This is a genomic window from Bifidobacterium asteroides (assembly GCF_019469425.1).
Lineage (GTDB): Bacteria > Actinomycetota > Actinomycetes > Actinomycetales > Bifidobacteriaceae > Bombiscardovia > Bombiscardovia asteroides_I.
Map to the genome: position 1 here is coordinate 878,060 of NZ_CP048272.1, position 24,543 is coordinate 902,602.

Sequence of the window (24,543 nt, forward strand, 5' to 3'; positions counted from 1 at the left end):
TTTTGATGGCGGTACGCGGCGATATACGAAATGTGGCGATTGTGGCACACGTTGACCACGGCAAGACCACCTTGGTCAACGCCATGCTGCAGCAGTCGCACGTCTTCTCCGAGCGGGAGGAGGTGCCCGACCGGGTCATGGACTCCAACGATCTGGAGAGGGAGAAGGGCATCACCATCCTGGCCAAGAACACCGCCGTCAAGTACACAGGCCCCCTGGCAGCCAAGCTGGGCCAGCCCGACGGCATCACCATCAACGTGGTGGACACCCCCGGCCACGCCGACTTCGGCGGCGAGGTGGAGCGCGGCATCTCCATGGTCGACGGGGTGGTCCTGCTGGTGGATGCTTCCGAGGGGCCCCTGCCCCAGACCCGCTTCGTCCTGCGCAAGGCCTTGGAGGCCAAGCTGCCCGTCATTCTGGTCATCAACAAGACCGACCGGCCCGATGCCCGCATCTCCGAGGTGGTCTCCGAGTCCACCGACCTGCTCTTGGGCCTGGCCCAGGACGTGAGCGAAGAGGGAGTGGATCTGGACCTGGATTCCCTCCTGGACCTGCCGGTCATCTACTGTGCAGCCAAGGCCGGCAAGGCCTCTTTGAACCAGCCTGCCGACGGTGCTGTGCCCGACAACGACGATCTGGAGCCACTCTTTGAGGCTATCCTGAACAACATCCCAGCCCCGGAGTATGAGAAGGGCGCGCCCCTGCAAGCCCATGTGACCAACATCGATGCCTCCGACTACCTGGGACGTCTGGGCCTGGTGCGCATCTACAACGGCACCCTGACCAAGGGCCGCCAGTACGGCCTGTCTCGCGTGGACGGGTCCATCGAGAACTTCAAGCTGACCGAAATCCTGCGCACCAAGGGCCTGCAGCGCTTCCCGGTGGAGGAGGCCGGCCCCGGAGACATCGTGGCTGTGGCCGGCGTGGAGGACATCATGATCGGTGAGACCATCGTCGATCAGGACGACCCCCGCCCCCTGCCTCTGATCCACGTGGACGACCCGGCCGTCTCCATGACCTTCGGCACCAACGATTCGCCCTTGGCCGGCACCGAGGGCAAGGACCATAAGCTGACCGCCCGCATGCTCAAGGACCGCTTGGACCGCGAGCTGATCGGCAACGTCTCCATCAAGGTGCTGCCCACTGACCGGCCCGACGCCTGGGAGGTCCAGGGCCGTGGCGAGCTGGCCCTGGCCATCCTGGCCGAGCAGATGCGCCGCGAGGGCTACGAGTTGACCGTGGGACGCCCCCAAGTGGTCACCAAGACCGTGGACGGCAAGCTTCAGGAGCCTATGGAATCCGACACCATCGACGTGCCCGAGGAGTACATGGGCGCGGTAACCCAGCTTATGGCCGATCGCAAGGGCCGCATGGAGACCATGACCAACCATGGCTCCGGCTGGGTCAGGATGCAGTTCACTGTGCCCTCCCGTGGCCTGCTGGGCTTCCGCACCGCCCTGCTTACCGCCACTCGCGGCACCGGCATCTCCTCGTCCATCTCCGCCGGCTACGCCCCCTGGGCGGGTGACATCAAGACCCGTCAGAACGGATCCATGGTCTCTGACCGCTCCGGTAAGGCCAGCCCCTACGCCATGCAGAAGCTCCAGGCCCGCGGCGAGTTCTTCGTCAAACCCCAGTCGCCTGTCTACGAGGGACAGATCGTGGGCATCAACAACAAGCCCGGCGACCTGGACATCAACATCACCCTGGAGAAGCACATGACCAACATGCGTTCCTCCACCGCCGACGTGTTGGAGACCCTGACACCGCCCATCGACATGAGCCTGGAGGAGTCCCTGGACTTTGCCAACGATGATGAGTGCGTGGAGGTGACTCCCGAGTCCATCCGTGTGCGCAAGATCATCCTGGACAGGGATGCCTGGTACAAGTGGAACGCCCGCCAGCGCAGGGCCAACAAGAAGTAAGCCTTCTCTCACAATCAGATCAGTGCGACCCGGCCGACCCACGGTGACCGGGTCGGACTAGTCTTGGACCCATGAACTCTCAGGTTTCCAAATCCAAGGAACAGGCCGCCTCCCATTCGGCGGGGGAGTCCGGCAAGGCAAATCCCTTCCGTTGCCTGCTGGGCCTGCCCATCGGCTTGGCGGTGGGCGTGCTGGGGACCCTGGTCCAGCGTTCCGGGGCCGCCCAGGGTCTGCCCTGGGGTATGGTCCTGGCCTATCTGCTGGTGGCCCTGGCTGCCTGGTGGGTTCGATGCGACAGCGGCACCATGGGTCTGGCCCTGCATCTGGTGGCCTCGACGGTCGCGGTCTGGCTGCTCTCCATGCGGGGACCGGGCGGCGATGTGCTCATGCCCTATGCCAGCTTTCCTGCCTTCTTTGCAAAGTATGCGGTCTTCCTTTGGATGGGCGGGCTGGTCCTGATTCAGACCCTGGCCATCTGCCTGCCTGCCTCTTGGTTCGCTGACGGCCCCCTGCGCCGTAAGGGGCGATCGGCATGAGCCAGATTCTGTCAGAATCACCGGCGACCCTGCCCGATTGCATTCCTCTGCACTTCCTGGGTCCCGAGGGGACCTTCACCCATCAGGCCGCCCTTGAGGCCGCCAGCCTCATGGAGACAAGGCTGGGCTGCCAAGCAGATCTGAGGCCCTGCACGGATGCGGCTGCCATCGTGGCCGCCGTGGAGGGGAGCCGAGGTTGGGGAGTACTGGCCTGGGAGAACAACGTGGAGGGCCATGTGGTGCCCAATATGGACGCCCTGATTGATGCTCAAGCGGTGGCAGGATTCGGCATGGTTCGCCTGCCCATCGTTTTCGATGCCTTCGTTCGGGCCGACCACGGCCATCTGCGCCAGGTCGGCGCCCACCCCCACGGACTGGCCCAGTGCAAGGGCTTCGTCAAAGAGACCGGCCTGAATCCGGTGACAGCCAACTCCAATGCTGCGGCCTGCCGTGATCTGGGCCCCGATCAGGTGGCTCTGGGGCCGCGCATCTGCGGGAGCCTCTACGGGCTGGAGACCTACCGGCGAGAGGTTCAGGACTATCAGGGGGCCCGCACCGACTTTCTTATGCTGGCACCCCGGGATCAGGCCGCAGGGTTGGCACGACGCCTGGCATCAGGCGGGGATTTCGAGTCCATCGTCACCTTTATTCCCCTGAATACCGGGCCGGGCGTGCTGGCCAACCTGCTGGACCGTCTGCGGGATGCAGGCCTGAACATGACATCATTCATGTCCCGGCCCATCAAGGGGCACGACGGGACCTACAGCTTCGTAGCCAGCATCGACGCCGCACCATGGCAGAAGGGTCTGCATCAGGTGCTGGCCGACCTGCTGGACAGGGGGGACTGGCTCAAGACCCTGGCGGTCCATCCGAGCACCCCGCATCCGGCGCCCCCCATCCGTGAATGGATGCTGCCCAGGGCGGGGGCCTTTCGGGGTGAAGGCCCCGGTTCCGAGACGATCAGCAAGGAGTTGTTATGGTAGATGAATCCGCGCCCTTCCAACACATGCACCCAATAGCGGGCATGGCCGCTTCGCCGGTGCTGACCTCGGCCCACAAGATTGCCGTGGCGGGATTGGGCCTGATCGGTGGATCACTGGCCCGCCGCCTGGCTGCCCGGGGTCGGTTCGTGATCGCATGGAACCATAACGACCGTCCCTATGAGCAGGCCCGCAGCCAGGGGATCCATTGCATGGATACCCTGGAGGAGCTGGCCAAGGGCAAGCCCGACGTCCTGGTCCTAGCCACTCCCTTGCGGGCCATGTCAGACGTGCTTCAGGCATTGGCTCCGGTGCTGACCCGTGGCACCACCCTGACCGACGTGGGCAGCGTCAAGGGTCCGGTCCGCAGGCAGGTCGAACAGGCCGGTCTGGCCGATCGTTATGTAGGCGCCCATCCCATGGCGGGCAGCGAAGGCTCCGGCTATGAGGATTCGGACCCGGCCCTCTTGGAAGATGCTCTCTGGGCCCTCTGCGTCGATGAACAGACGGATTACAGCCGCTTCCTGACTGTGGCCGACATGGTCACCCAGGGGCTGGGCAACCGACTGATCGCCCTGGACGATGCCACCCATGACCGGGCTGCGGCACTGATCTCGCACATGCCCCATGTGGTGGCTACTGCCCTGGCCGACATGCTCGCGCAATCGTCTGACCGCCGTGTGGCCTCGGCCCTGGCGGCCGGATCCTGGCGGGACATGACCCGTGTGGCCCTGACCGACCCGGAACGGACCCGGGCCATGGTGGAAGAGAATGCCGACCAGGTGGCGGACCTTCTGGATGCCCTTGTCGAGAATTTGCAGGGCATGGCCTCTCTCTTGCGCGATCAGGAGCCGGAGGCCGATGAAAAGCGTAGGGACTTCTTCCTCCGGGCCGATCCCTTCCGGCGCTACAAGACTGCCTTGGGCGACCAGGAGCAGATGCCCACAACTGATTTGGAACTGGATCCGCAGGAGGGCGGCTGGCGGCAGGATCTGCTGGATTCGGCCCTGCGTGGCGAGCAGGTCTCGGCCTTCCTGACCACCAGCAGGGCCCTGGTGCTGCACCCGCCGGTCATCGACTGAGATCCGGAGGGTCCGGGCGGGGTGAGCGGCGTTCCGGAACCGGCTTCAGCGCCACCATGTCTGCTGCCTGAAGGGTCACGCGCTCCCCGGGACGCGACCCATTGGCCGCCGGATCCCTGTCCAGGATCAGCCGATGCCCGTCCCAGTCGACCACGTGGCCCACGTAGTCACGGAACTTGAGCCTTCCGTCTTCCGGGTCCGACCCCAAGGAAATCCTGACCACCAGCCGTGCTCCGGCCGGTATGGCTGCTGGCAAACGCATGGCCTTCCACCTCCTTCATCAGTATCGCTTGCGGCTGCGACGAGGGTGAAAGCGCCTAGACTGTATTGCAGATACCGCACAGCCGAGCAAAGGGAGCGCCCATAGTGGAACAGGATCTGCAGGACTTCGCCGACTATCTTTCCCGGGTGGCAGGCAAGAGTCCCAATACGGTCCGCTCCTACCGGGCTGACTTGGCGGGCTTTCTGCACCTGATGCATCTGCGCGGCATCGATGACCCCTCGCAGATTGATCTGGCCGCCATCAGGTCCTGGCTGGCCCACGAGGCATCGACCCACGCCCGTTCGACCATGGCCCGGAAAACGGCCGCACTGAGGTCCTTCTTCGGCTGGCTGAGTCGGCACGGCCGCATCAAGACCGACCCCACCCTGGCCCTGAGCAGTCCCAAGCAGTCCGAGCATCTTCCTCGGATCCTGACGCATGACCAGGCCCGCACCCTGATGGATACGGTCGACCAGGATCCGGTCGAGCCCCGGGTGGACGAGACAGTTCAGGCGGCCCTGCATGTGCGGGATGCGGCCATGCTGGAGCTGTTGTACGCCACGGGCATGCGCGTTGCCGAGCTCTGCGGATTGGACCTGGGTGACGTGAACCGGCACAGCCGCACTGTAAAGGTCCTGGGCAAGGGTTCCAAGGAGCGGGTCCTGCCCTACGGCCTGCCCGCCGATCGTGCCCTGGACCGCTGGCTGGGGGAGGGGCGGCCGATCCTGGCGTGTGCAACGGCCAAATCGGCCCGCAAGGCAGGTCAGGCCCTCTTCCTGGGTCAGTTTGGCGGCAGGGTTGGTCAGCGGCAGGTCCGCAAGGTGGTCCACCAAGCGGCTGGCCAAGCCGGAGTGCCCGACATCGCCCCCCATGCTCTGCGGCACTCGGCCGCCACGCATATGCTGGATGGGGGAGCCGACCTGCGTGAGGTTCAGGAGATGCTGGGCCACTCCTCCCTGCGAACCACCCAGCGCTACACTCACGTATCCATCGAGCAGCTGCGCGCACGGTACAGGCAGGCTTTTCCACGGGCCTGAGATTCGGCAAATGAGATGGGACTTGCTCTACGAAACATCCGCGTACCAGAATATGGCGTATTGTGGCTTTAACGTCGGTCAGGGATCTTTGAGGTTCGGTCATCCTGGTGTCCTTGGTTGCAGACGTGACGCTAACGATCAACAAATATATAAACAAGGGGAGCAGCAATGAAGAAGGGTTCACAGCTTACGCTCGTGTCCGCAGCCATCTGTGCCTTGGCGCTTTTGGCCAGCGGCTGCGGCGGTGGCGGCGGCACCAGCACTGAGGGTGCCGAGCAGTCGTCCAGCAGCCAGTCAGGCAACAATACCGTCGTTTCGATCCATGGGTGTGAGCCGGCTAAGCCGCTCATTCCCAGCAATACTGTGGAGAGCTGCGGCGGGCAGGTGGTGGATGCCATCAACGCCAAGCTGGTCCGTTTCGACAACCACGGCAAGGCCCACAATGATCTGGCCTCGGAGATCAAGGGCAACGACGACATGGATCAGTACAAGGTCACTCTGGTCGATGGGCGCAAGTTCTCGGACGGCACCCCCATTACAGCCAAGTCCTTCACCAAGGCATGGTCCTGGGCAGCCAATGTGAACAATGGCCAGCTGGGATCTAGCTTCTTCGCCAACATCAAGGGCTATGACGATCTGCAGAAAGAGGGCGCGCCTGCTGACGCCCAGCTGTCAGGTCTGAAAGTCGTGGATGACAAGACCTTCACCGTGGATTTGAGCTCACCCTCCTCCACCTTCCCCATCCAGGTGGGATACACCTCCTTCGCGCCGCTGCCTGAGTCCTTCTACAAGGACACCAAGGCCTACGGGGAGAACCCGGTAAGCTCGGGTCCTTACAAGTTCGATTCCTGGCAGCACAACACAATGGTCAAGCTTCGCAAGAACGCCTCCTACACGGGTGATGTCAAGATTCAGAACGGCGGTATCGACTATAAGGTCTATACGGATGTCGCCTCGGCCTACGCCGATGTGCAAGCTGGCAACCTGGACGCGATTGATACCATCCCCACCTCGGCCCAGAAGACCTTCATGAAAGACAGTCTGGTCAAGGGCTACAACGAGCCCGGCTCCGTCCTGCAGATGTTCACCATTCCTACCACCATGGAGCACTTCGGCCAGGATCAGGAGGGCCACCTGCGTCGCCAGGCCATCTCCATGGCTCTGGATCGTAAGATGCTGATCGACAAGGTTCTGGGCGGCCTGGGCGTGCAGCCTACCGACTTCACGGCACCCACCATCCCTGGCTATGCCAAGAACCTCAAGGGTTCCGATAACTTGAAGTACGATGCCAGGAAGGCCAAGGATGCTTGGGCCAAGGCCGACGCCATCAGCCAGTGGCCGGCCGACAAGAGCTTCCAGCTGGTCTACAACGCCGACGGCGGTGCCAAGGACTTCTATGACGGCATGGCCAACTCCATCAAGAACACACTGGGGATCAAGGCCGAGGCCACCCCTGTGCCCACCTTCAGCGAGTTCCGAGGCAACGTCAACAAGCGCGCCTACAAGGATGCGGCCTTCCGGTCGGCTTGGTCGCCCGACTATCCCTCTCCTGAAAGCTACCTGATGAGCAACTTCGCCAGCTCGGCAGCGGACGGCAACGGGTCCAACGACGGCGATTACAAGAACCCCAAGTTCGACGATCTGCTGAAGCAGGCTGCCAAGGCCAAGAACACCGACGAAGCCAACAAGCTTTTCCAACAGGCAGAGGAGATTCTTCTGCAGGACATGCCCGCGGTACCGCTCTACTATGCCAACAACAAGGGCGCGTCAGCCAAGAATGTGCAAGGATTGACACTGTGCTGGAACAGCTACCCGAACCTTGCGGAGTTGTCAAAGAAACAGTGATGATCGTGCCGGAAACGGCATAATCCGTTGTCGCTGGCCCGGCCGGATCCGCACCAAAGCGGACCCGCACCCGGGTCTTATGTACTGGCGGCGGATTTGGGAAACCAACCAAAGGAAAGAGCAGTATATATGAAGAAGCAATCGGCCCTGACCATTGCTGGCGCCGGACTGTGCGTCATGGCGCTCACGCTGGGCGCCTGCGGCGGATCCGGCGGATCCGGCTCCTCTGCCGAGGGGACCAATGGCGGCAGCTCGGATGCCGTCATCTCGGTCTTCAACCCGGAGCCGGCCAATCCACTCATTCCCAGCATGACCAACGAGGTGGGCGGCGGCAACCCCATCGACGTCATGTTCTCCAAACTGGTCCGCTTCGATGACAAGGGCAGGCCAGCCAACGAGATCGCCAAGCAGATCAAGGCCAACGAGGACAACACCCAGTACACCGTGACCATCAACGACGGTTGGAAGTTCTCGGATGGCACCCCGGTCACCGCACAGTCCTTCACCAAGGCCTGGTCCTGGGCGTCCAGCATCGCCAACAAGCAGCTGGGCTCCAGCTTTTTCGCCAACATCAAGGGCTATGACGACCTGCAGAAGGAGGGCACCCCAAGCGATGCCCAGCTGTCAGGCCTCAAGGTCATCGATGACAAAACCTTCACCGTGGATCTGACCTCGCCCTCCTCCACCTTCCCCATCCAAGTGGGCTACACCGCCTTCGCGCCGCTGCCTGAGTCCTTCTACAAGGACACCAAGGCCTTCGGAGAGAAGCCAGTGACCGTGGGACCTTACAAGTTCCAGTCCTGGGAGCATAACAAGTCCATAAAGCTGGTCAAGGATCCTTCCTACAAGGGCGGCATCAAGGTCAAGAACGGCGGCGTTGAGTTCCGCGCCTACACTGATGCCACGGCAGCCTACCGCGACGTGCAGGCTGGCAATCTGGACGTGCTGGACACTCTGCCTGCCTCGGCTCGCAAGACCTTCCAGACCGACAACACGGTCCAGGCCATCAACGACCCAGGCTCGGTCATCCAGATGTTCACCATCCCCACCTACATGAAGCACTTCGGCCAGGATGAGGAGGGCCACCTGCGTCGTCAGGCCATCTCCATGTCCATCGACCGGCCAACCATCATCAAGAAGGTGCTGTCCGGAACCGCCAAGGAGGTCCACGACTTCACTGCCCCCGTTATCCCCGGTTATTCAACCAGCATCAAGGGATCCGACGTGCTCAAGTACAACCCCTCCAAGGCCAAGGAGCTCTGGGCCGAGGCCAACAAGATCTCCCCCTGGGGCGAGGGCGACACCTTCAAGATCGCCTACAACGCCGATGGTGCCCACAAGGAGATCTACGACGCCGTCACCAACTCCATCAAGAACGCCCTGGGCATCCAGGCTGCGGGCAACCCTCTGCCCACCTTCAGCGAGTTCCGCTCCAACGTGCAGAACCGCAAGTTCACCGACTCGGCCTTCCGCTCCGGCTGGCAGCCTGATTACCCCTCTCCCGAGAGCTATCTGTCCAGCAACTTCGCCAGCTCGGCAGCCAACGGCAACGGGTCCAACGACGGCGATTACAAGAACCCCGAGTTCGACGAACTGATGGACAAGGCGGCCTCCGCCAAGAACATCGACGAGGCCAACAAGATCTACCAGCAGTCCGAGGAGCTGCTCTTCCACGACCTGCCCGCAGTCCCGCTCTACTACCAGAACTCCAACGGCGTGGCCGCCAAGAACATCAAGGGATTCTCCTTCAATTGGAAGGGCGTCCCCGCATACTACAACATCAGCAAGTGAGGTGAGGGGAGCCTGAATCCCACACCCCAAAACTGACACCGCCCGGGCCGGCGCGGGAGGATCCACTCCCCGTCGGCCTTGGTGTTCTTGCGCCCCTGTTGAGGTGTGCTGGTAGACTCAAACAAGAATTTTTGCGGCGACCCCGATCCCCATGCCGATCCCGGTCGCGGATGACAAAGGAGAATAGCCGATGGGAAAATATCTTCTGCGACGTATTCTGCAGATGATCCCCGTCGTTCTCGGCACGACACTGCTGATATACGCGCTGGTCTTCGCGCTTCCTGGCGACCCTGTGGCCGCCATGTTCGGGGACAAGCCAGTCAACCAGGCCGTTGCCGCACAGATACGTTCGGAATACAATCTCGACAAGCCCTTCATCGTGCAGTACGTGCTCTTCCTGAAGAACGCACTGACCCTGAACTTCGGTAACACTTTCGCCGGCCAGCCCGTGATCAGCGTGATCGGCAGGGCCTTCCCCGTGACCATCAAGCTGGCCCTGATGGCCTTCGTCTTCGAGGGCGTCTTCGGTGTGATCTTCGGCATCATCGGCGGCCTGACCAAGGGCAAGTGGTCGGACAACATCATCCTGGTCTTTTCCCTGCTGCTGATCTCGGTGCCTACTTTCGTCACGGGCTTCATCCTGCAGTACCTGTTCGGCGTCAAATGGCATCTGTTGCCGGCCACCGCCGGGGCCAATCCGGGCTTCATTGATCTGCTCATGCCGGCCATCGTGCTGGGATCGGTGTCCATGGCTTCCATCATCCGTCTGACCAGGACGGAGATCACCTCCAACATTTCCGAGGACTACGTGCGCACGGCCCGGGCCAAGGGCATGAGCAACCGGTCCGTTATCGTGCGGCATGTGCTGCGCAATTCGCTGATTCCCGTGATCACCTACCTGGGCGCCGATATCGGCGGACTGATGGGCGGGGCCATGATCACCGAGCGCATCTTCAACATTCAGGGTGTGGGCAACACCCTTTACCAGGCCATCCTGAGGGGCGAAGGCACCCTGGTGGTCTCCATCGTGACCATTCTGGTCCTGATCTTCGTCATCACCAGCCTCCTGGTCGACCTGCTCTACGCAGTGCTCGACCCGCGAATCCGGTATGCGTGAGGGAGAGGGACCGACTATGAGTGAAACAGCTATGAACGAGTCAAGCGAACAGAACGAAAGCCAGGCCCGCGTATACTTCCCCGACCCCTTGCCGGGGCAGGAGCGGTTCGTGGCCCCCATCGACGAGACGCCCCTGCGCGAAGTGGACTCGGTGGATGAGGACGTGCCGCCTACCAGCATGTGGGCCGACGCTTGGAAGACCCTGAGGCGCAACCCGCTCTTCATCATTTCTGCAATCCTGGCGATCGTGGTCATCCTGGTGGCCCTCTTCCCCAACCTCTTCGCCAAGCAGGACCCCATGGCCTGCAACCTGTCCAATTCCGTGGAGCCAGGCCGGCCGGGACACCCCTTCGGCTTCGACCTGCAGGGCTGCGACGTATACAGCCGCGTCATCCACGGGGCCCGGACTTCGGTGGCCATCGGCATCATGACCACCATCCTGGTCACCGTCTTCGGCGGACTCATCGGGGCAATCGCCGGATTCTTCGGGGGCTGGGTTGACGCAGTGCTCAGCCGCATCACCGACATCTTCTTCGCCATTCCCATGATTCTGGGTGCCATCGTGCTCCTGCAGATGTTCCGTACCTCCACCTCACTGTGGAAGATCATCCTGACCCTGACCCTCTTCGGCTGGGTCAACATGGCACGTATCACCCGAAGCGCCGTCCTGGAAGCCAAGAACCTGGAGTTCAACACCGCATCCACGGCCCTGGGCTCCACGCCTCTGCGCAACCTCTTCCGGCATATCCTGCCCAACTCACTGGCCCCGGTCATCGTCATGGCCACCATGTCGCTGGGCACCTACATCGTCTCTGAGGCCACTCTGAGCTTCCTGGGCATCGGCCTGCCCTCCACAGTGGTCTCCTGGGGCGGAGACATCTCGACGGCCCAGAGTCTTCTGACCACCAATCCCTCGGTCCTCTTCTATCCCTCCGCAGCCCTGGCCATCACCGTGCTGGCCTTCATCATGATGGGTGACGCGGTCAAGGATGCGTTGGATCCCAAGAGCAGAACGGCCTGAGTGAGGAAGCATGACTGAAGCAGACAAGAATACGACCGCCAATCAGGAGAATCAGCCCCTGCTCGATGTGCGGGACCTGCAGGTGGACTTCACCGCTGATGGGCGCACCGTCCACGCAGTTCGCAACGCCTCCTTCAACGTATACCCCGGCCAGTGGGTAGCCATCGTGGGGGAGTCCGGCTCGGGCAAGTCCACCTCGGCCATGGCTGTGCTGGGCCTTCTGCCCGGCACCGGCAAGGTGGCCGGCGGCAGCATCCGGCTCAATGGCCGCGAGCTGGTGGGCCTGGACCGCAAGGACTACGAGGCGCTGCGCGGCTCCCAGATGGGCCTGGTCCCGCAGGACCCCATGAGCAATCTGAACCCGGTCTGGCGCATCGGCTCCCAGGTCAAGGAGGCGCTGACCGCCAACCACATGGACGTCTCCCGGGAGAAGCGCTCCCGGCTGGCAAAGGCCCTGGCTGGTGACGAGGCGGTGAAGGTAAAGAAGTCTGACGACGAGCTCTTCATCTCATCCAAGGACCTGCCCGGTCTGCTCGAAGCTGCCCGTCAGGCCCTGAGCGATGCCGGGGTTGCCGACGTAGACAAGACCATGGAGGCCATGAAGACCGAGTGGGATGTGGGCTCAGAGACCCGCTGGGGCGTGGCCAAGTCCCTGATCGATGCCGGTGTGGATGACGACAAGGCCTGGAGGCTGGCCAAGGAGCACGTGACCGGCTCGGACATGAACGACCGCATCGCCGGTCTGCTGTCGGAGGCCGGACTGCCCGATGCCGCCACCAGGGCCCGGCAGTATCCGCATGAGTTCTCAGGCGGCATGCGCCAGCGCGCCCTGATCGCCATCGGCCTGGCCTCCCGTCCCGACCTGCTGATTGCGGACGAACCCACCAGCGCCCTGGATGTGACCGTCCAGAAGCGAATTCTGGACCACCTGCGCAGCCTGACCGAATCCTTGGGCACTGCCGTGCTTTTCATCACCCACGACCTGGGTCTGGCGGCCGAACGCGCCCAGCACATCGTGGTCATGTACCGGGGCCAGGTGGTGGAGTCCGGTCCCAGCCTGGAGGTCCTGCAGCACCCCCAGCACCCCTACACCAAGCGCCTGGTTCAGGCCGCGCCCTCGCTGGCTTCCCAGCGCATCATCTCCGCCAAGCAGCGCGGCCAGGATGCCGAGGGCCTGCTGGAGCACCATGTCAAGGGTGAGAGCACCCTTGAGCGCAGCGAGCACGTCATCACCGTGGAACACCTGACCCGCGAGTTCAGGCTGCCCCGGCGCAAAGAAATGTTCAAGGCTGTAGACGACGTCTCCTTCTCGGTCAAGCGAGGGACCACCCTGGCCATTGTGGGGGAGTCCGGCTCCGGCAAGTCCACAGTGGCCAACATGGTCCTGCACCTGCTCAGGCCCACCTCGGGCCGGGTGACCTACGAGGGACAGGACATCGCCGACTTCGGCGGCCGTCAGCTCATGGAATTCCGGCGGCACGTGCAGCCGGTCTTCCAGAACCCATACGGCTCCCTGGACCCGATGTACTCCATTTACCGTTCCATTGAGGAGCCCCTGCGCATCCACAAGATCGGCAACGCCAAGTCCCGGCAGAGACGGGTCAAGGAGCTGTTGGACATGGTGGAGATGCCCGAGTCGGTCATGGGTCGCTACCCCAACGAGCTTTCCGGCGGTCAGCGTCAACGCATCGCCATCGCCCGGGCCATGGCCTTGAATCCGGATGTGATCATCTGCGACGAGGCCGTTTCCGCCCTGGACGTGCTGGTTCAGGATCAGGTGTTGCGGCTGCTCAACGACCTGCAGGCTGAGCAAGGTCTGAGTTACCTGTTCATCACCCACGATCTGGCAGTGGTCAGGCAGATCGCCGACGAGGTGGTGGTCATGCAGCACGGCCGGCTGGTGGAGCACGCCACCACCGACGAGGTGTTCGACCACCCGCAGCGCCAGTACACCAAGGATCTGCTGGACGCCATCCCCGGCGGCAAGCTGCGCCTGGGGCTTGACTAGTTATCCTTTGCACAGACTCACGAGGAAATGAGGCATCATGGGATTGTTCGGTTTCGGAAAGAAACACGCCAAGCGGCAGGCCGAGGAGGACGTCGAGGATCAGAAGGACCAGTCCAAGGAGCTCGACGAGTCCGAGGATGCTGAGGAATCCGACCAGATGTCTGCGGCGGAGACGGTTGCGGAGCGGGACGAAGCCGAGCAGAGCGGGAAGGGTCCTTGGGACAGCATGGATCCCGAGGCCCCCGACACCGATGAGTACTTGGACATCGGCGCCCTGCTGCTGCCCTTCCTGCAGGGCAGCGAGCTGAGGCTCAAGGCCAACTCGCAGACCGGCGACGTGCTGGGAGCCACCATCACCTACAAGTCCTCCAGTCTGGAGCTGGAGCCCTTTGCGGCCCCCAAGTCCCTGGGCCTGTGGGACGAGGTCCGGTCCGACCTGCTCCAGGCTAATCCCTCCTGCAAGGAGGTGGACGGCGTTTTCGGCAAGGAGCTGACCCTGCCCGTCAAGGTCAAGGGCAAGAACCTGCTGACCCGGGTGGTGGGCATCGACGGACCCCGCTGGATGCTGCGAGGCATTTTCTCAGGCCCGGCGGCCAAAGGTGGCAGGGAGAAGGACGTCCTTGACGGCTACCTGGCCGACCTGGTGGTGGTCCGTGGCGACGAGCCCCTGGCCCCACGTGACCTGGTTCCCATGCATGCGCCCATCACGCCCAATCAGCGCCGAGGAGAAGCCGAAGACCCTGAGTCCAAGGACAATGAGGGTGCGCAGATCCCCGACAAGCCGAAGGGCCCCTTCGACTCGGACCAGCAGACCGAGGTGAAGACCACACTGTCGCGCGGACCCATGTTCTCGGAGGTCCGGTAAGGCTGTGAAGCAGAAGCATTCCGGGCTGGCAGCGCTGGTCGACGACGATTTCTCCGTCATGGAGGCCATCGGCGGATGGCGGGGGATCGTCGAGTCCCTGCTGCCGGGGCTGGTATTTCTGGTTTTCTTCCTGGTGACCGGCCGTCTGGGGCTGACCGTGGCGCTTTCGGCGGCCTTGGCTTTGGTGCAGCTCCTGATTCGTCTGTTCCAGCGGCAATCCTTTCTGGGTGCGCTGACCGGTCTGCTCTCGGTGGGCATCTGCCTGGTGGCCGCATGGCTGACCCGGGATGCCCGCAACTATTACCTGCCAGGATTCCTGACCAACGGATTCTGGATCATCGTTCTTGGGGCCTCGCTGCTGGCAGGGATGCCCGGGATTGGCCTGGTGGTGGAGTACGTGCGCCGACCCGTCGTCTCAGGCTGGAGACAATGGCTGGCATCCTGGCGAAGTGAACCGGAACTGGTACGGGCCTATAATCAGGCCACTCTGGTCTGGATCGCCGTCTTCGCCCTGCGCCTGCTGGTCCAGGTGCCGCTCTACCTGGCCGGTTCCGTCGGGTTGCTGGGCGCCGCACGGCTGATTCTGGGCCTGCCTTTGTTTGCCCTGGGCATCTGGATTAGCTGGCTGCTGATTGGCGGCCCCTACCATCGTCGTCATGCCGATCAGGAGGCCCATGCCGATCATGACTGAGACCAGGGTTCGTCTGCGCATCGAACGCTATGCCGACCAGGGCCGTTGCGTGAGCCACCTGGAGGACGGCCGGGTGGTCTTCGTCCGCTTTGCCCTGCCTGGGGAGCTGGTGGATGTTCTCTTGGACGAGCCTCATGGCCGGGCCGGCAGGTTCGCCACAGGCGAGGTCACTCAGGTGCTGGAAGCCAGCCCCGACCGCCATGATCCCGTCTGGCCCCTGGCTGGGCCCTTGGCCTGGGGAGGAGGCCTGGGCGGGGCCGATCTGATTCACGTCAGCCTGCCCGGTCAGTTGACCTGGAAGTCTGATCTGATTGGCCAGCAGATGGCCCGCTTGGGCGGTGTGGACGCCCAGGTGTCAGTGGTCCGGGTTCCGGGCGATAAAGAGCTCGGCGGTCTGCACTGGAGGACCCGGATCGAGCTGGTGGCCGACGACCAGGGCCGACCCTCCATGCGTCGGCGGGGATCGCATGACCGTCTGCCGATTCAGACCATGCCCCTGGCCACCCAGGAACTGCTGGATGTGGCTGACGAACTGGGCATCTGGGAAGGCGACCTGCCGGCGGGAGCCCGCATACGCCTGGCTGTGCCCCAGCCGCGCGACGGGGGACCGGTCGGCGACAACTACGCCCTGCTGGTGGATGGCCGCCTGTACGAGGGGAGCCGCCTGCTGACAGAGCGGCTGGAGGCCGGAGCAGGACCTGAGTACCAGGTCCGGGCTGACGGATTCTGGCAAGTCCACCGCCAGGCACCGGTCGTGCTGACCAAGGCGGTCATGGACCAGGCCAGGCAGGCCCTGGATGGGGTAGCCGAACCGGTCATCTGGGATCTTTACTGCGGATCAGGGCTCTTCACCCTGCCCCTGGCCGCTCTGGCCGACGGACGGGCCCGGCTTCTGGCCGTGGAAGGTTCCGCCGGAGCTATTGCCTGTGCGAAAAACAACGTAAAGCGGGCCGGATTGAACCGAGTGGTCCTGCGTCGTGGGGACGTGGCCAGGGTCCTGGCTGGCGGTCCGCCCAAGGGGCTGGGGCATCCCGACCTGATCCTGCTGGATCCGCCCAGGGCCGGCGCCAAGGCTCAAGTCTGCCAACTGCTGGCTGCCAGCGGGGCTGGGACCATTATCTATGTGGCCTGCGATCCGACCAGCCTGGCCAGGGATACGGCCACCCTGATCTCCCTGGGTTACAGCCCTGAGCATCTTGAGGCCTTTGACATCTACCCGATGACCCACCATGTGGAGACCATGGCGATCTTCACCCGCACGGCGGGAAGGCGGCGCTGACATGAGCCGCGCCGGGCATGTCTCGACAGTGTTCAGGCGGCTGGCGGGTCTGCTGCTGGCGGTCGCTCTGCTGGCAGGCTTGCCAATGCTGACCGGCTGCGCCCCCAAGGACAGGGCCGTGGGCGACTCCTGGCACGCGGGTACCGTGCCTCATGACGGCGTGGATCGCTCCGACACGCTAGTGGCTTTGATTGGCTGCCCGCCGACGGGCGACAAGGACTCGGATGCCGGTCTTGACGGCCGCATCCTGGCATCGTTGAAGGCGGAACGGATGAAGGGCTATTTCTCCTCGGCGCAGTCCACCGGCGATCAGCAGGATGGGGTGCAAGATGCCGTCAACCGTGGTGTCAGTCTGATTCTGATCCGCCAGCCTGGAGCCGGCGACTGGACTCCTGCCCTAAAGGCGGCCCGGAAGGCCGGCATCCCTGTGATAGAGTTCGCTCAAAGCGCCAAGGCTTGGAATCCTGACCCAGGTAGGCTCTACTATGCGGCTACGGTCCACCCGGTGGATCCTGCCGGGCATCCGCACGCGCCTCTGCTTGCCGACGCCCTGCAGACCATTGTGGACGACGGACCGCATGCGAGGATCATGGCCGTGCGCCTGAGCGCCGACCGAGAGGGGGCCGAGGATGAGCACAGGCAGTGAGCAAGTGCCGACAGCGGGCACAGGCTTTCCGGACACCGACCGGCCGGGGCTGAGCTCCCAGGAGGTGGAGCAGCTGAAGGCCCAGGGCCTGGTCAACGTCTCCCAGAACCAAACCTCCCGCAGCCTGGGCCAGATCATCCGAGACAACGTCTTCACCCTCTTCAACGGGATCATCCTGACCGCCATGGTGGTGGTTTTGCTGACAGGCCAGTGGAGGGATGCGGTCTTCGGCCTGATCATCATCATCAACACCGGTATCGGCGTGGCCACCGAACTCAAGGCCAAGCACACCCTGGACGGGCTGTCCATCCTGGTGGCCTCCGACTATACGGTACGCAGGGATGGGTGCAACCTGACCGTGCCCCACGATGCCATCGTCAAGGGGGACCTGCTTTGGATCCGCTCTGGGGATCAGGTGCCAGCCGACGCGCAAATCATCGACACCTACGGCCTGGAGCTGGACGAGTCCATGCTGACCGGCGAATCGCGCACGGTCAAGCACACGCCAGGCGACCAGGTCTACTCGGGCTCCACGGCCGTCTCAGGCATGGCCCTGGCCCAGGTCACCGCTGTGGGCGCCGACTCCTACGCAGCCACGCTGACAGCCAAGGCCAAGGTCTACAAGAAGGTCCGCTCCGACCTGAACGAGGGCATCAACACCATCCTCAAGGTCATGACCGTGGTGGTCATTCCCCTCTGCCTGCTGCTTATCTTTACCCAGATGCGGACCGTCGGCGGCTTCCAGACGGCCCTGGCCACCGGAGCCTGGCGGCAGGCCGTGGTGTCTGCTGTGGCCGGGGTCGTAGGCATGATCCCTGAGGGTCTGGTTCTGCTGACCTCTCTGAACTTCGCCCTGGCTGCCATCCGCCTGGCCCGCCACCAGACCCTGGTCCAGCAGATGGAGTCCGTGGAGACCCTGGCCCGGGTGGACGCCCTGAACTTGGACAAAACCGGCACTATCACCGACGGGGGCATCGTCTATGACGACCTGCATCCGCTGGTCGAGGACTTGCCGGCCCAGCAACTGCGGCAGGCCCTGGTGGACGTCTGCGCGGAGGAGAGCCCCAACGCCACCGGCCGTGCCATCCTCAAGGGGATGGACGACCTGCGCCCCGGCAGGGCCGTCAGCCGCCTGCCTTTCTCCTCGGCCCGCAAGTGGAGCGCCGTGGCCGACCAGTCCGGCAAAATCTGGTACTTCGGCGCTCCGGAGGTGCTCCTGGCATCCCAGGCGGGCAGGTGGCCCCAGGTGGACCAGCAGGTGGCCGACTTGGCCGACCGCGGCTATCGGGTGCTGATGCTGTCCGCCCCCGATGGGTACCCGAGCACTGACCAGCCTGACCACTTCACCAGCAGCCCCGACCTGCCTAGGAACCTGAAGCCCCTAGCCCTGATCACCTGCTCGGAGCACATCCGCGAAGACGCTGCCGAGACCCTGGCCTGGTTCCGCCAACAGGGTGTGCGCTGTCGGGTCATTTCGGGCGACAACCCAGCCACTGTGGCAGCTATCGCCAACAAGGTGGGCCTGACCGGCGACCGTGCCCCCAGGGCCATGGATGCCCGTCAGTTGCCCGAGGACACGGCAGCCTTGGCCGAGGTCCTGGAGGGCGTAGACGTGCTGGGCCGAGTCCTGCCCGACCAGAAGAAGGCCATTGTCCAGGCCCTGCACCTGAAGGGTCACACGGTGGCCATGACCGGCGACGGGGTCAACGACTCCCTGGCTCTGAAGGAGGCGGACCTGGGCATCGCCATGGGCAATGCGGCGGCCGCCACCAAGGCTGTGGCCCAGCTGGTCCTGGTGGATTCGCGTTTCTCCCACCTGCCCGACGTGGTGGCCCGGGGCCGGCAGGTCATGGCCAACATGGAGCGTGTGGCCGGCCTCTTCCTGGTCAAGACCGTCTACTCGGCCCTGATCTCCCTGGGAGTGGTCCTGACCGGCATCCCCTTCCCTTACCTGCCCCGGCACATCACCTACATCGGCGCCCTGACCATCGGCACGCCGGCCTTCTTCCTGGCGCTGGCCCCCAACACCAGGCGCTACCGGCCAGGCTTCCTCAAGCGCGTGGTTACCTTCGCCCTGCCCTCGGGCATCGCCACTGCTTTGATTGTGCTGGCGGCGGCCTGGAGCCTGCCCGGCTTGCTGGGCCTGGACCTGGCCCGGCCCGGTGACCTGGGGCGCTGGCGGTCGGTCTGCGCCATCGTCCTCTTCTGTATGGGCGTGCTGGTCCTGGCCCAGGTGGCCCGGCCCCTGCGCTCTTGGAGGGGCCTACTGGTCCTTTTCTTCGCTGCAGCCGGGGTGATCGGGGCCCTGATCCCCATGGTGGCGCAGTTCTTTGCCATCAGCCTGCCCACTGGTCCGGCCCTGGTCACAACCGTGGCCTTTGCCCTGGTGGGAGCCCTGCTTATGGTCCTGGCCGTCTTGGGCTATCCGGCATGCGCACGTTACATACGCCAAGTAACACATGGGCGCTAAGAATGGAACCTAAAAAGCGCAGATAGCGTCACTGACGGCCTGGGGTCCTCCTGCCGCCGGTCCACGTGGGCGCAAGGGCCGGCGCCTGAGCGTCCAGGGAAGGGGTGGTGCATGTCAGAATCCGCACAAGATGCCGTTCGTTCCGAGCTCAAGGTAGGTTCCGAGGAGTTCGAATACTACCGGATCAGTGACCTGCCGGGAATCGACCACCTGCCCTACAGTCTGCGCATCCTGGCCGAAAATCTGCTGCGGCACCAGAACGGAACCACGGTGACCCGGGACCAGCTGGATCAACTGTTGGACTGGGACCCCAAGGCCCAGTCCAGCAGGGAGATCCAATTCACCCCCGCCCGGGTGCTCATGCAGGACTTCACCGGCGTACCCTGCATGGTCGACCTGGCCACCATGCGCGATGCCGTCAAGGCCCTGGGCGCCGACCCCTCCCTGGTCAACCCGCTCATCCCCGCGCAGATGGTCATCGACCACTCCGTTCAGGTGGACAGCTCGGGCGTGCCCGGTGCCCTGGAACACAACATGGATCTGGAATACCAGCGCAACAGTGAGCGCTACCGCTTCCTGCGCTGGAGCCAGCAGGCCTTCCAAAACTTCGGCGTGGTGCCCCCGGGGACCGGCATCATCCACCAGGTCAACCTGGAATACCTGGCCCAGGTGGTCATGCGCAGGGACAGGACCCAGGGGGAGGGGCCGGCCCTGGTCTACCCGGACTCCTGCGTGGGCACCGACTCCCACACCACCATGGTCAACGGCTTGGGTGTGCTGGGCTGGGGCGTAGGCGGCATCGAGGCCGAGGCGGCCATGCTGGGCCAGCCCATCTCCATGCTGGTGCCCCAGGTCGTGGGCTTCAAGCTGACCGGATCCATTGCCGAAGGGGTCACCGCCACCGACGTGGTGCTGACCGTGACCCAGATGCTGCGCGAGGTGGGCGTGGTGGGCCGGTTCGTGGAGTTCCACGGCAAGGGCCTGGCCCAAGTCCCCCTGGCCAACCGGGCCACCCTGGGCAACATGAGCCCTGAATTCGGTTCCACCTGCGCCATCTTCCCCATCGACCAAATCACCCTGGACTACCTGCGTCTGACCGGCCGCAGTGACGACCATGTGCGTCTGGTGGAGGCCTATGCCAAGGCCAACGGCCTGTGGATGGACCCGGAGGATGCCGACTGCCCGGAGCCCGAGTATTCGCAGGTGCTGGAGCTTGATTTGTCTACGGTGCGTCCATCCATTGCAGGTCCCAGGCGCCCTCAGGACCGCATCCCGCTGGACCAGGCCCAGAAGACCTTCCAACGGGACCTTAAGGATTACAGCGATCAGGGCAGGGGCAACGGCGAGGCTGTGCCGGTCAAGGAGGCCGACGGCAGCGAGTTCAGCCTGCGCGACGGGGATGTGGTCATCGCGGCCATCACCTCATGCACCAACACCTCCAACCCTTCGGTCATGGTGGCCGCCGGTCTGCTGGCCCGTCAGGCGCGCGCCCGGGGCCTCAAGCCCAAGCCCTGGGTCAAGACCTCGCTGGCTCCCGGCTCCCAGGTAGTGACGGACTATCTGAACCGGACCGGCCTGAGCAAGGACCTGGACGCCTTGGGCTTCGAGCTGGTCGGCTACGGCTGCACCACATGCATCGGCAACTCCGGCCCCCTGGACCCGGCAATCCACCAGGCCATCGCTGATCATGACCTGACGGTGACGGCCGTGCTCTCGGGCAACAGGAACTTTGAGGGCCGCATCAGCCCGGATGTGAAGATGAACTACCTGGCCTCGCCGCCCCTGGTCGTGGCGTACGCCCTGGCCGGCATCATGGACTTCGACCCCTGGCGCGACCCCCTGGGTCAGGACAGCCAGGGCAACCCGATCATGCTGGCGGACATCTGGCCCTCCCAGAAGGCTATCGAGTCTGTGGTGGGTACCGCCCTGGACCGGGACATGTACCTGCGCGACTATGCGGATGTCTTCGGCGGGGATGAGCGCTGGCGGAAGCTGGAGGTGCCGGAAGGCGAGCTCTTCCACTGGAGCCAGGATTCCACCTACATCCGTCGTCAGACCTTCTTCGACGGCATGAAGGCTCAGCCCGACCCCCTGGAGGACATCCACGGGGCCCGGGTGCTGGCCATGCTGGGGGATTCGGTCACTACTGACCACATCTCGCCCGCAGGGGCCATCAAGGCCGATGCACCGGCCGGCCGTTACCTGCAGGAGCATGGCATAGCCCCCAGGGATTTCAACTCCTACGGATCCCGGCGTGGCAACCATGAGGTCATGGTCCGGGGCACCTTCGGCAACATCCGCCTGCGCAACCAGCTGCTGGCCTCGGTGGGGCTGAATGTGCGCCCGGGAGGGTTCACCTACGACTTCCTGAACGGCCAGGAGACGACCATCTTCGATGCTGCGCAGGACTATGCCAGGCAGGGCACGCCCCTGGTGGTGCTGGCCGGCAGCGAGTACGGCACGGGCTCCTCAAGGGACTGGGCGGCCAAGGGCACCCGAATGCTGGGCGTGCGGGCCGTCATCGCCAGGTCCTTCGAGCGCATCCACCGCAGCAACCTGATCGGCATGGGCGTGCTGCCGCTGGAGTTTCCTGCAGGTCAGTCGGCCCAGAGCCTGGGGCTGGATGGTCAGGAGACCTATGACCTGATTGGCGTCGATGCGCTGAACAGCTCCCTGCCTGAGCAGGTCCAGGTGTGTGCCCAGCGGCCCGACGGCAGCAGGGTGGAGTTTGCGGCCAAGGTGCGCATCGACACCCCTGGCGAGGCCGAGTACTACCGCAACGGCGGCATCCTTCAGTACGTGCTGCGTGGTCTGCTGGCCAGGGTCGACCAGGATGCCTGAAAAGATATAAAAAATCCCGCCCCCGATGCCGGGGCGGGATTTTTTCGTCAGTTCCGGTCGCCGACCAGATTCAGGATGTAGAGGAAGAGGTTGACGAAGTCCAGGTAGAGGTTGAGGGCGCAGAGGATGGAGACCCGCTTGATGGCCTCCGGCCCCTGGCTGCGGTAGGTGGCGAAGATGACCCTGGTCTGCTGGGCGTCGTACATGGTCAGCCCGGCGAAGAGGATGATGCCGATGGCCGAGACCACGCGCAGGGCCGTGTTCGAAGGGGCCACGAAGAGCATGACCAGCTGGACCAGGATCAGCATGAGCAGGCCGGCCATGAAGATGGACCCCATGCCCAGCATATTCCGCCGGGTGGTCAGCCCCAGCATGCTCAGAACGAAGAAGAAGCCTGCGCTGATCACCAGGGTCAGCATGATGGACGGCAGTGAGTAGGTTATGAAGATGGTGCTCAAAGTGAAGCCCATCAGGGCCGCATAGAGGTAAAACATGACCCGGGCGGTGGAGGTGCGCATACGCATGATCCGGGCGCTCAGAATCATGGCGAAGGCCACCTGGACCACGGCCATGCCGATCCAGCCCAGGGTGCCCGTGGCCTGCATGAAAGCCAGGAGCAGTCCGGTCCGGGCGGTCAGATAGGCCGTCAGGGCGGTGACCAGCAGGCCGACGGCCATCTCCGCATAAGCGCGGGACATTGAGACCCGCTCCGCCTTTTCAAAGCTGTATGCCGCGTTGGCGTCGATGGGCGAGCCCATGCTGTAGGGCTCACCGCCCTGCATGGTCGGCATCGGCTGCTGCGCGTACTGACTGTATGGGGCCTGCGGCCGCGGATTCCCGTTGAAAGCCATCTGCTCCTCCTTGTCGTTCCCGCCTGTGGCGGATAGTTATCTTATTCAAGTCTACATGGCGGGCTGGCTGTATAAAGGGTGTTTGCTCTGGCCGCAATGGCGGGGTGGTTCCTTGCCTACACCCCGCCGTTGCGGTTGCCTCTTTCTGATTGTGTGTTGCACGATTTAAGGGGTATGAGCCTCTGCGGCGCTCAGCCCTGTCGGGCTGGCCCGGCAGGAGGCCGGATGCATGAAGAACATGCCCAAGCACGGTTTCGTGCATCGACATCTGTCAAAAAGCCGTTATCGCTGGTTCGGCCCATCTTGCCTGGCAGATAGAATGAACAGGCAACACGTTACGGCCTCTGATCGGCCGGCAAGGAGTATGCCTATATGACCGGAAACGTCACCGACACCGTCATCACCCTCAACAATGGGGTCAGCATTCCCCAGCTGGGGCTCGGGGTCTTCCAAACACCTGATGGCGAGGCCACCAGCCAGGCCGTCACCTGGGCCCTGCAGGCGGGCTACCGCCACATCGACACCGCCATGATCTACGGCAACGAACAGTCCGTGGGGGAGGGCCTGCGCCGCTCCGGGGTTGACCGGCGGGATGTCTTCCTGACTACCAAGCTCTGGAATGAGGACATCCGCGCTGGGCGGGCCAAGGAAGCCTTCAAGGAGAGCCTGGACCGGCTGGGCGTGGACTACCTGGACCTCTACCTGATCCACTGGCCCGCCCAGGGCTGGCAGCAGGCCTGGGAGGACATGGAGGAGCTCTACACCCAGCGGCGCGTGCGGGCCATTGGGGTCTGCAACTTCCAGAAGCACCACCTGGACGAGCTGCACACTATCAGTGGCACCAAGCCGGCGGTCGACCAGATTGAGTCCTCGCCCCAGTTCGTCAACGGCGACCTGATCGACTACTGCCACGGCACCCTGCGTGTGGATGTGGAGGCCTACAGCCCCCTGGGCGGCACCGGCGGCAACCTGCTGGCCGACCCCAGGCTCAAGGCCATGGCCGAGCGCTACGACCGCTCACCGGCACAGATCGTGCTGCGCTGGCATCTGCAGCGCGGGGTCATCGTCATCCCCAAGTCCACCCACAAGGACAGGATTGAGCAGAACGCGCAGGTCTTCGACTTCGAGCTGAGCGACGAGGACATGCAGGCCATCGCCGCCATGAACAGGGATGAACGCACTGGCGCGGATCCCGACAATTTTGACTTCTGAGGGATGGTGGTACAGGAGGAGACCCGACCTTGAAGGCAGGGCCACCTCCTGGGACCTGGCGGAAGCCCCAACCCTTCCACCTGG

General features: G+C 63.9%; 19 protein-coding genes. 17 read left to right on the forward strand and 2 right to left on the reverse strand.

Annotated elements, in window-relative coordinates:
- Positions 1 to 5: 5 nt before the first annotated feature.
- The 4 genes from typA (at position 6) to GYM67_RS03375 (ending at position 4,523) form a co-directional block, all read left to right on the forward strand.
- Positions 6 to 1,925 carry a translational GTPase TypA gene (gene typA, locus GYM67_RS03360; protein WP_220237385.1) on the forward strand — a complete coding sequence of 640 codons (1,920 nt, stop codon included), beginning with the start codon at positions 6 to 8 and terminating at the stop codon, positions 1,923 to 1,925.
- Between the two features lie 71 nt (positions 1,926 to 1,996).
- Positions 1,997 to 2,461: an alcohol dehydrogenase gene (locus tag GYM67_RS03365; RefSeq protein ID WP_220237121.1), complete on the forward strand. Its 465-nt coding sequence runs from the start codon at positions 1,997 to 1,999 to the stop codon at positions 2,459 to 2,461.
- Positions 2,458 to 3,444: a prephenate dehydratase domain-containing protein gene (locus tag GYM67_RS03370; protein WP_220237122.1), complete on the forward strand. Its 987-nt coding sequence runs from the start codon at positions 2,458 to 2,460 to the stop codon at positions 3,442 to 3,444. Before GYM67_RS03365 ends, GYM67_RS03370 begins: the two co-directional genes overlap by 4 nt.
- A 41-nt stretch (positions 3,445 to 3,485) precedes the next feature.
- Complete coding sequence (locus GYM67_RS03375; protein ID WP_220237386.1) at positions 3,486 to 4,523, forward strand: prephenate dehydrogenase; 1,038 nt, start codon at positions 3,486 to 3,488, stop codon at positions 4,521 to 4,523.
- Here GYM67_RS03375 and GYM67_RS03380 read toward each other — a convergent pair.
- Positions 4,513 to 4,785 carry a DUF6725 family protein gene (locus GYM67_RS03380; protein WP_220237123.1) on the reverse strand — a complete coding sequence of 91 codons (273 nt, stop codon included), beginning with the start codon at positions 4,783 to 4,785 and terminating at the stop codon, positions 4,513 to 4,515. The genes GYM67_RS03375 and GYM67_RS03380 overlap by 11 nt on opposite strands.
- Positions 4,786 to 4,889: 104 nt before the next feature.
- On the opposite strand from GYM67_RS03380, the gene GYM67_RS03385 reads away from it, so the two are divergent.
- The 12 genes from GYM67_RS03385 to acnA all read left to right on the forward strand — a co-directional run bounded on the left by GYM67_RS03385 (position 4,890) and on the right by acnA (position 22,396).
- The gene (locus GYM67_RS03385) at positions 4,890 to 5,822 is read left to right on the forward strand and encodes a tyrosine recombinase XerC (protein ID WP_220237124.1); all 933 of its coding nucleotides are present in this window, start codon (positions 4,890 to 4,892) and stop codon (positions 5,820 to 5,822) included.
- Positions 5,823 to 5,990: 168 nt separating this feature from the next.
- Positions 5,991 to 7,667: a peptide ABC transporter substrate-binding protein gene (locus GYM67_RS03390; RefSeq protein ID WP_220237125.1), complete on the forward strand. Its 1,677-nt coding sequence runs from the start codon at positions 5,991 to 5,993 to the stop codon at positions 7,665 to 7,667.
- A gap of 129 nt (positions 7,668 to 7,796) precedes the next feature.
- Positions 7,797 to 9,458 carry a peptide ABC transporter substrate-binding protein gene (locus GYM67_RS03395; protein WP_220237126.1) on the forward strand — a complete coding sequence of 554 codons (1,662 nt, stop codon included), beginning with the start codon at positions 7,797 to 7,799 and terminating at the stop codon, positions 9,456 to 9,458.
- A 190-nt stretch (positions 9,459 to 9,648) separates the two neighbouring features.
- A complete protein-coding gene (locus tag GYM67_RS03400; RefSeq protein ID WP_220237127.1) occupies positions 9,649 to 10,575 on the forward strand; it encodes an ABC transporter permease in 927 nt (308 codons plus the stop codon).
- A gap of 31 nt (positions 10,576 to 10,606) precedes the next feature.
- Complete coding sequence (locus GYM67_RS03405) at positions 10,607 to 11,596, forward strand: ABC transporter permease (RefSeq protein WP_220237387.1); 990 nt, start codon at positions 10,607 to 10,609, stop codon at positions 11,594 to 11,596.
- 10 nt (positions 11,597 to 11,606) lie between these two features.
- Entirely contained in the window at positions 11,607 to 13,604 is a 1,998-nt protein-coding gene (locus GYM67_RS03410) for a dipeptide ABC transporter ATP-binding protein (protein ID WP_220237128.1), read from the forward strand.
- Positions 13,605 to 13,641: 37 nt separating this feature from the next.
- Positions 13,642 to 14,469 (forward strand): DUF3710 domain-containing protein, encoded by an 828-nt coding sequence (locus GYM67_RS03415; RefSeq protein ID WP_220237129.1) that lies wholly within the window; start codon positions 13,642 to 13,644, stop codon positions 14,467 to 14,469.
- Between the two features lie 4 nt (positions 14,470 to 14,473).
- On the forward strand, positions 14,474 to 15,160 hold the full coding sequence (locus GYM67_RS03420; protein WP_220237130.1) for a DUF3159 domain-containing protein: 687 nt from the start codon (positions 14,474 to 14,476) through the stop codon (positions 15,158 to 15,160).
- Entirely contained in the window at positions 15,153 to 16,439 is a 1,287-nt protein-coding gene (locus GYM67_RS03425; protein ID WP_220237388.1) for a class I SAM-dependent RNA methyltransferase, read from the forward strand. The genes GYM67_RS03420 and GYM67_RS03425 overlap by 8 nt, the downstream gene beginning before the upstream one ends.
- A 1-nt stretch (position 16,440) precedes the next feature.
- Positions 16,441 to 17,085 (forward strand): type 1 periplasmic-binding domain-containing protein, encoded by a 645-nt coding sequence (locus GYM67_RS03430; RefSeq protein ID WP_220237131.1) that lies wholly within the window; start codon positions 16,441 to 16,443, stop codon positions 17,083 to 17,085.
- On the forward strand, positions 17,069 to 19,555 hold the full coding sequence (locus GYM67_RS03435) for an HAD-IC family P-type ATPase (protein WP_220237132.1): 2,487 nt from the start codon (positions 17,069 to 17,071) through the stop codon (positions 19,553 to 19,555). The genes GYM67_RS03430 and GYM67_RS03435 overlap by 17 nt, the downstream gene beginning before the upstream one ends.
- A 111-nt stretch (positions 19,556 to 19,666) precedes the next feature.
- Positions 19,667 to 22,396, forward strand: coding sequence for an aconitate hydratase AcnA (acnA, locus tag GYM67_RS03440; RefSeq protein ID WP_220237133.1), 2,730 nt, complete (start codon positions 19,667 to 19,669; stop codon positions 22,394 to 22,396).
- A gap of 47 nt (positions 22,397 to 22,443) precedes the next feature.
- On the opposite strand, the gene GYM67_RS03445 is transcribed toward acnA, so the two are convergent.
- Entirely contained in the window at positions 22,444 to 23,247 is an 804-nt protein-coding gene (locus GYM67_RS03445) for a Bax inhibitor-1/YccA family protein (RefSeq protein ID WP_220237134.1), read from the reverse strand.
- Between the two features lie 372 nt (positions 23,248 to 23,619).
- Here GYM67_RS03445 and GYM67_RS03450 point away from each other — a divergent pair, with 372 nt between their 5' ends.
- On the forward strand, positions 23,620 to 24,459 hold the full coding sequence (locus GYM67_RS03450; protein ID WP_220237135.1) for an aldo/keto reductase: 840 nt from the start codon (positions 23,620 to 23,622) through the stop codon (positions 24,457 to 24,459).
- Positions 24,460 to 24,543: the final 84 nt, after the last annotated feature.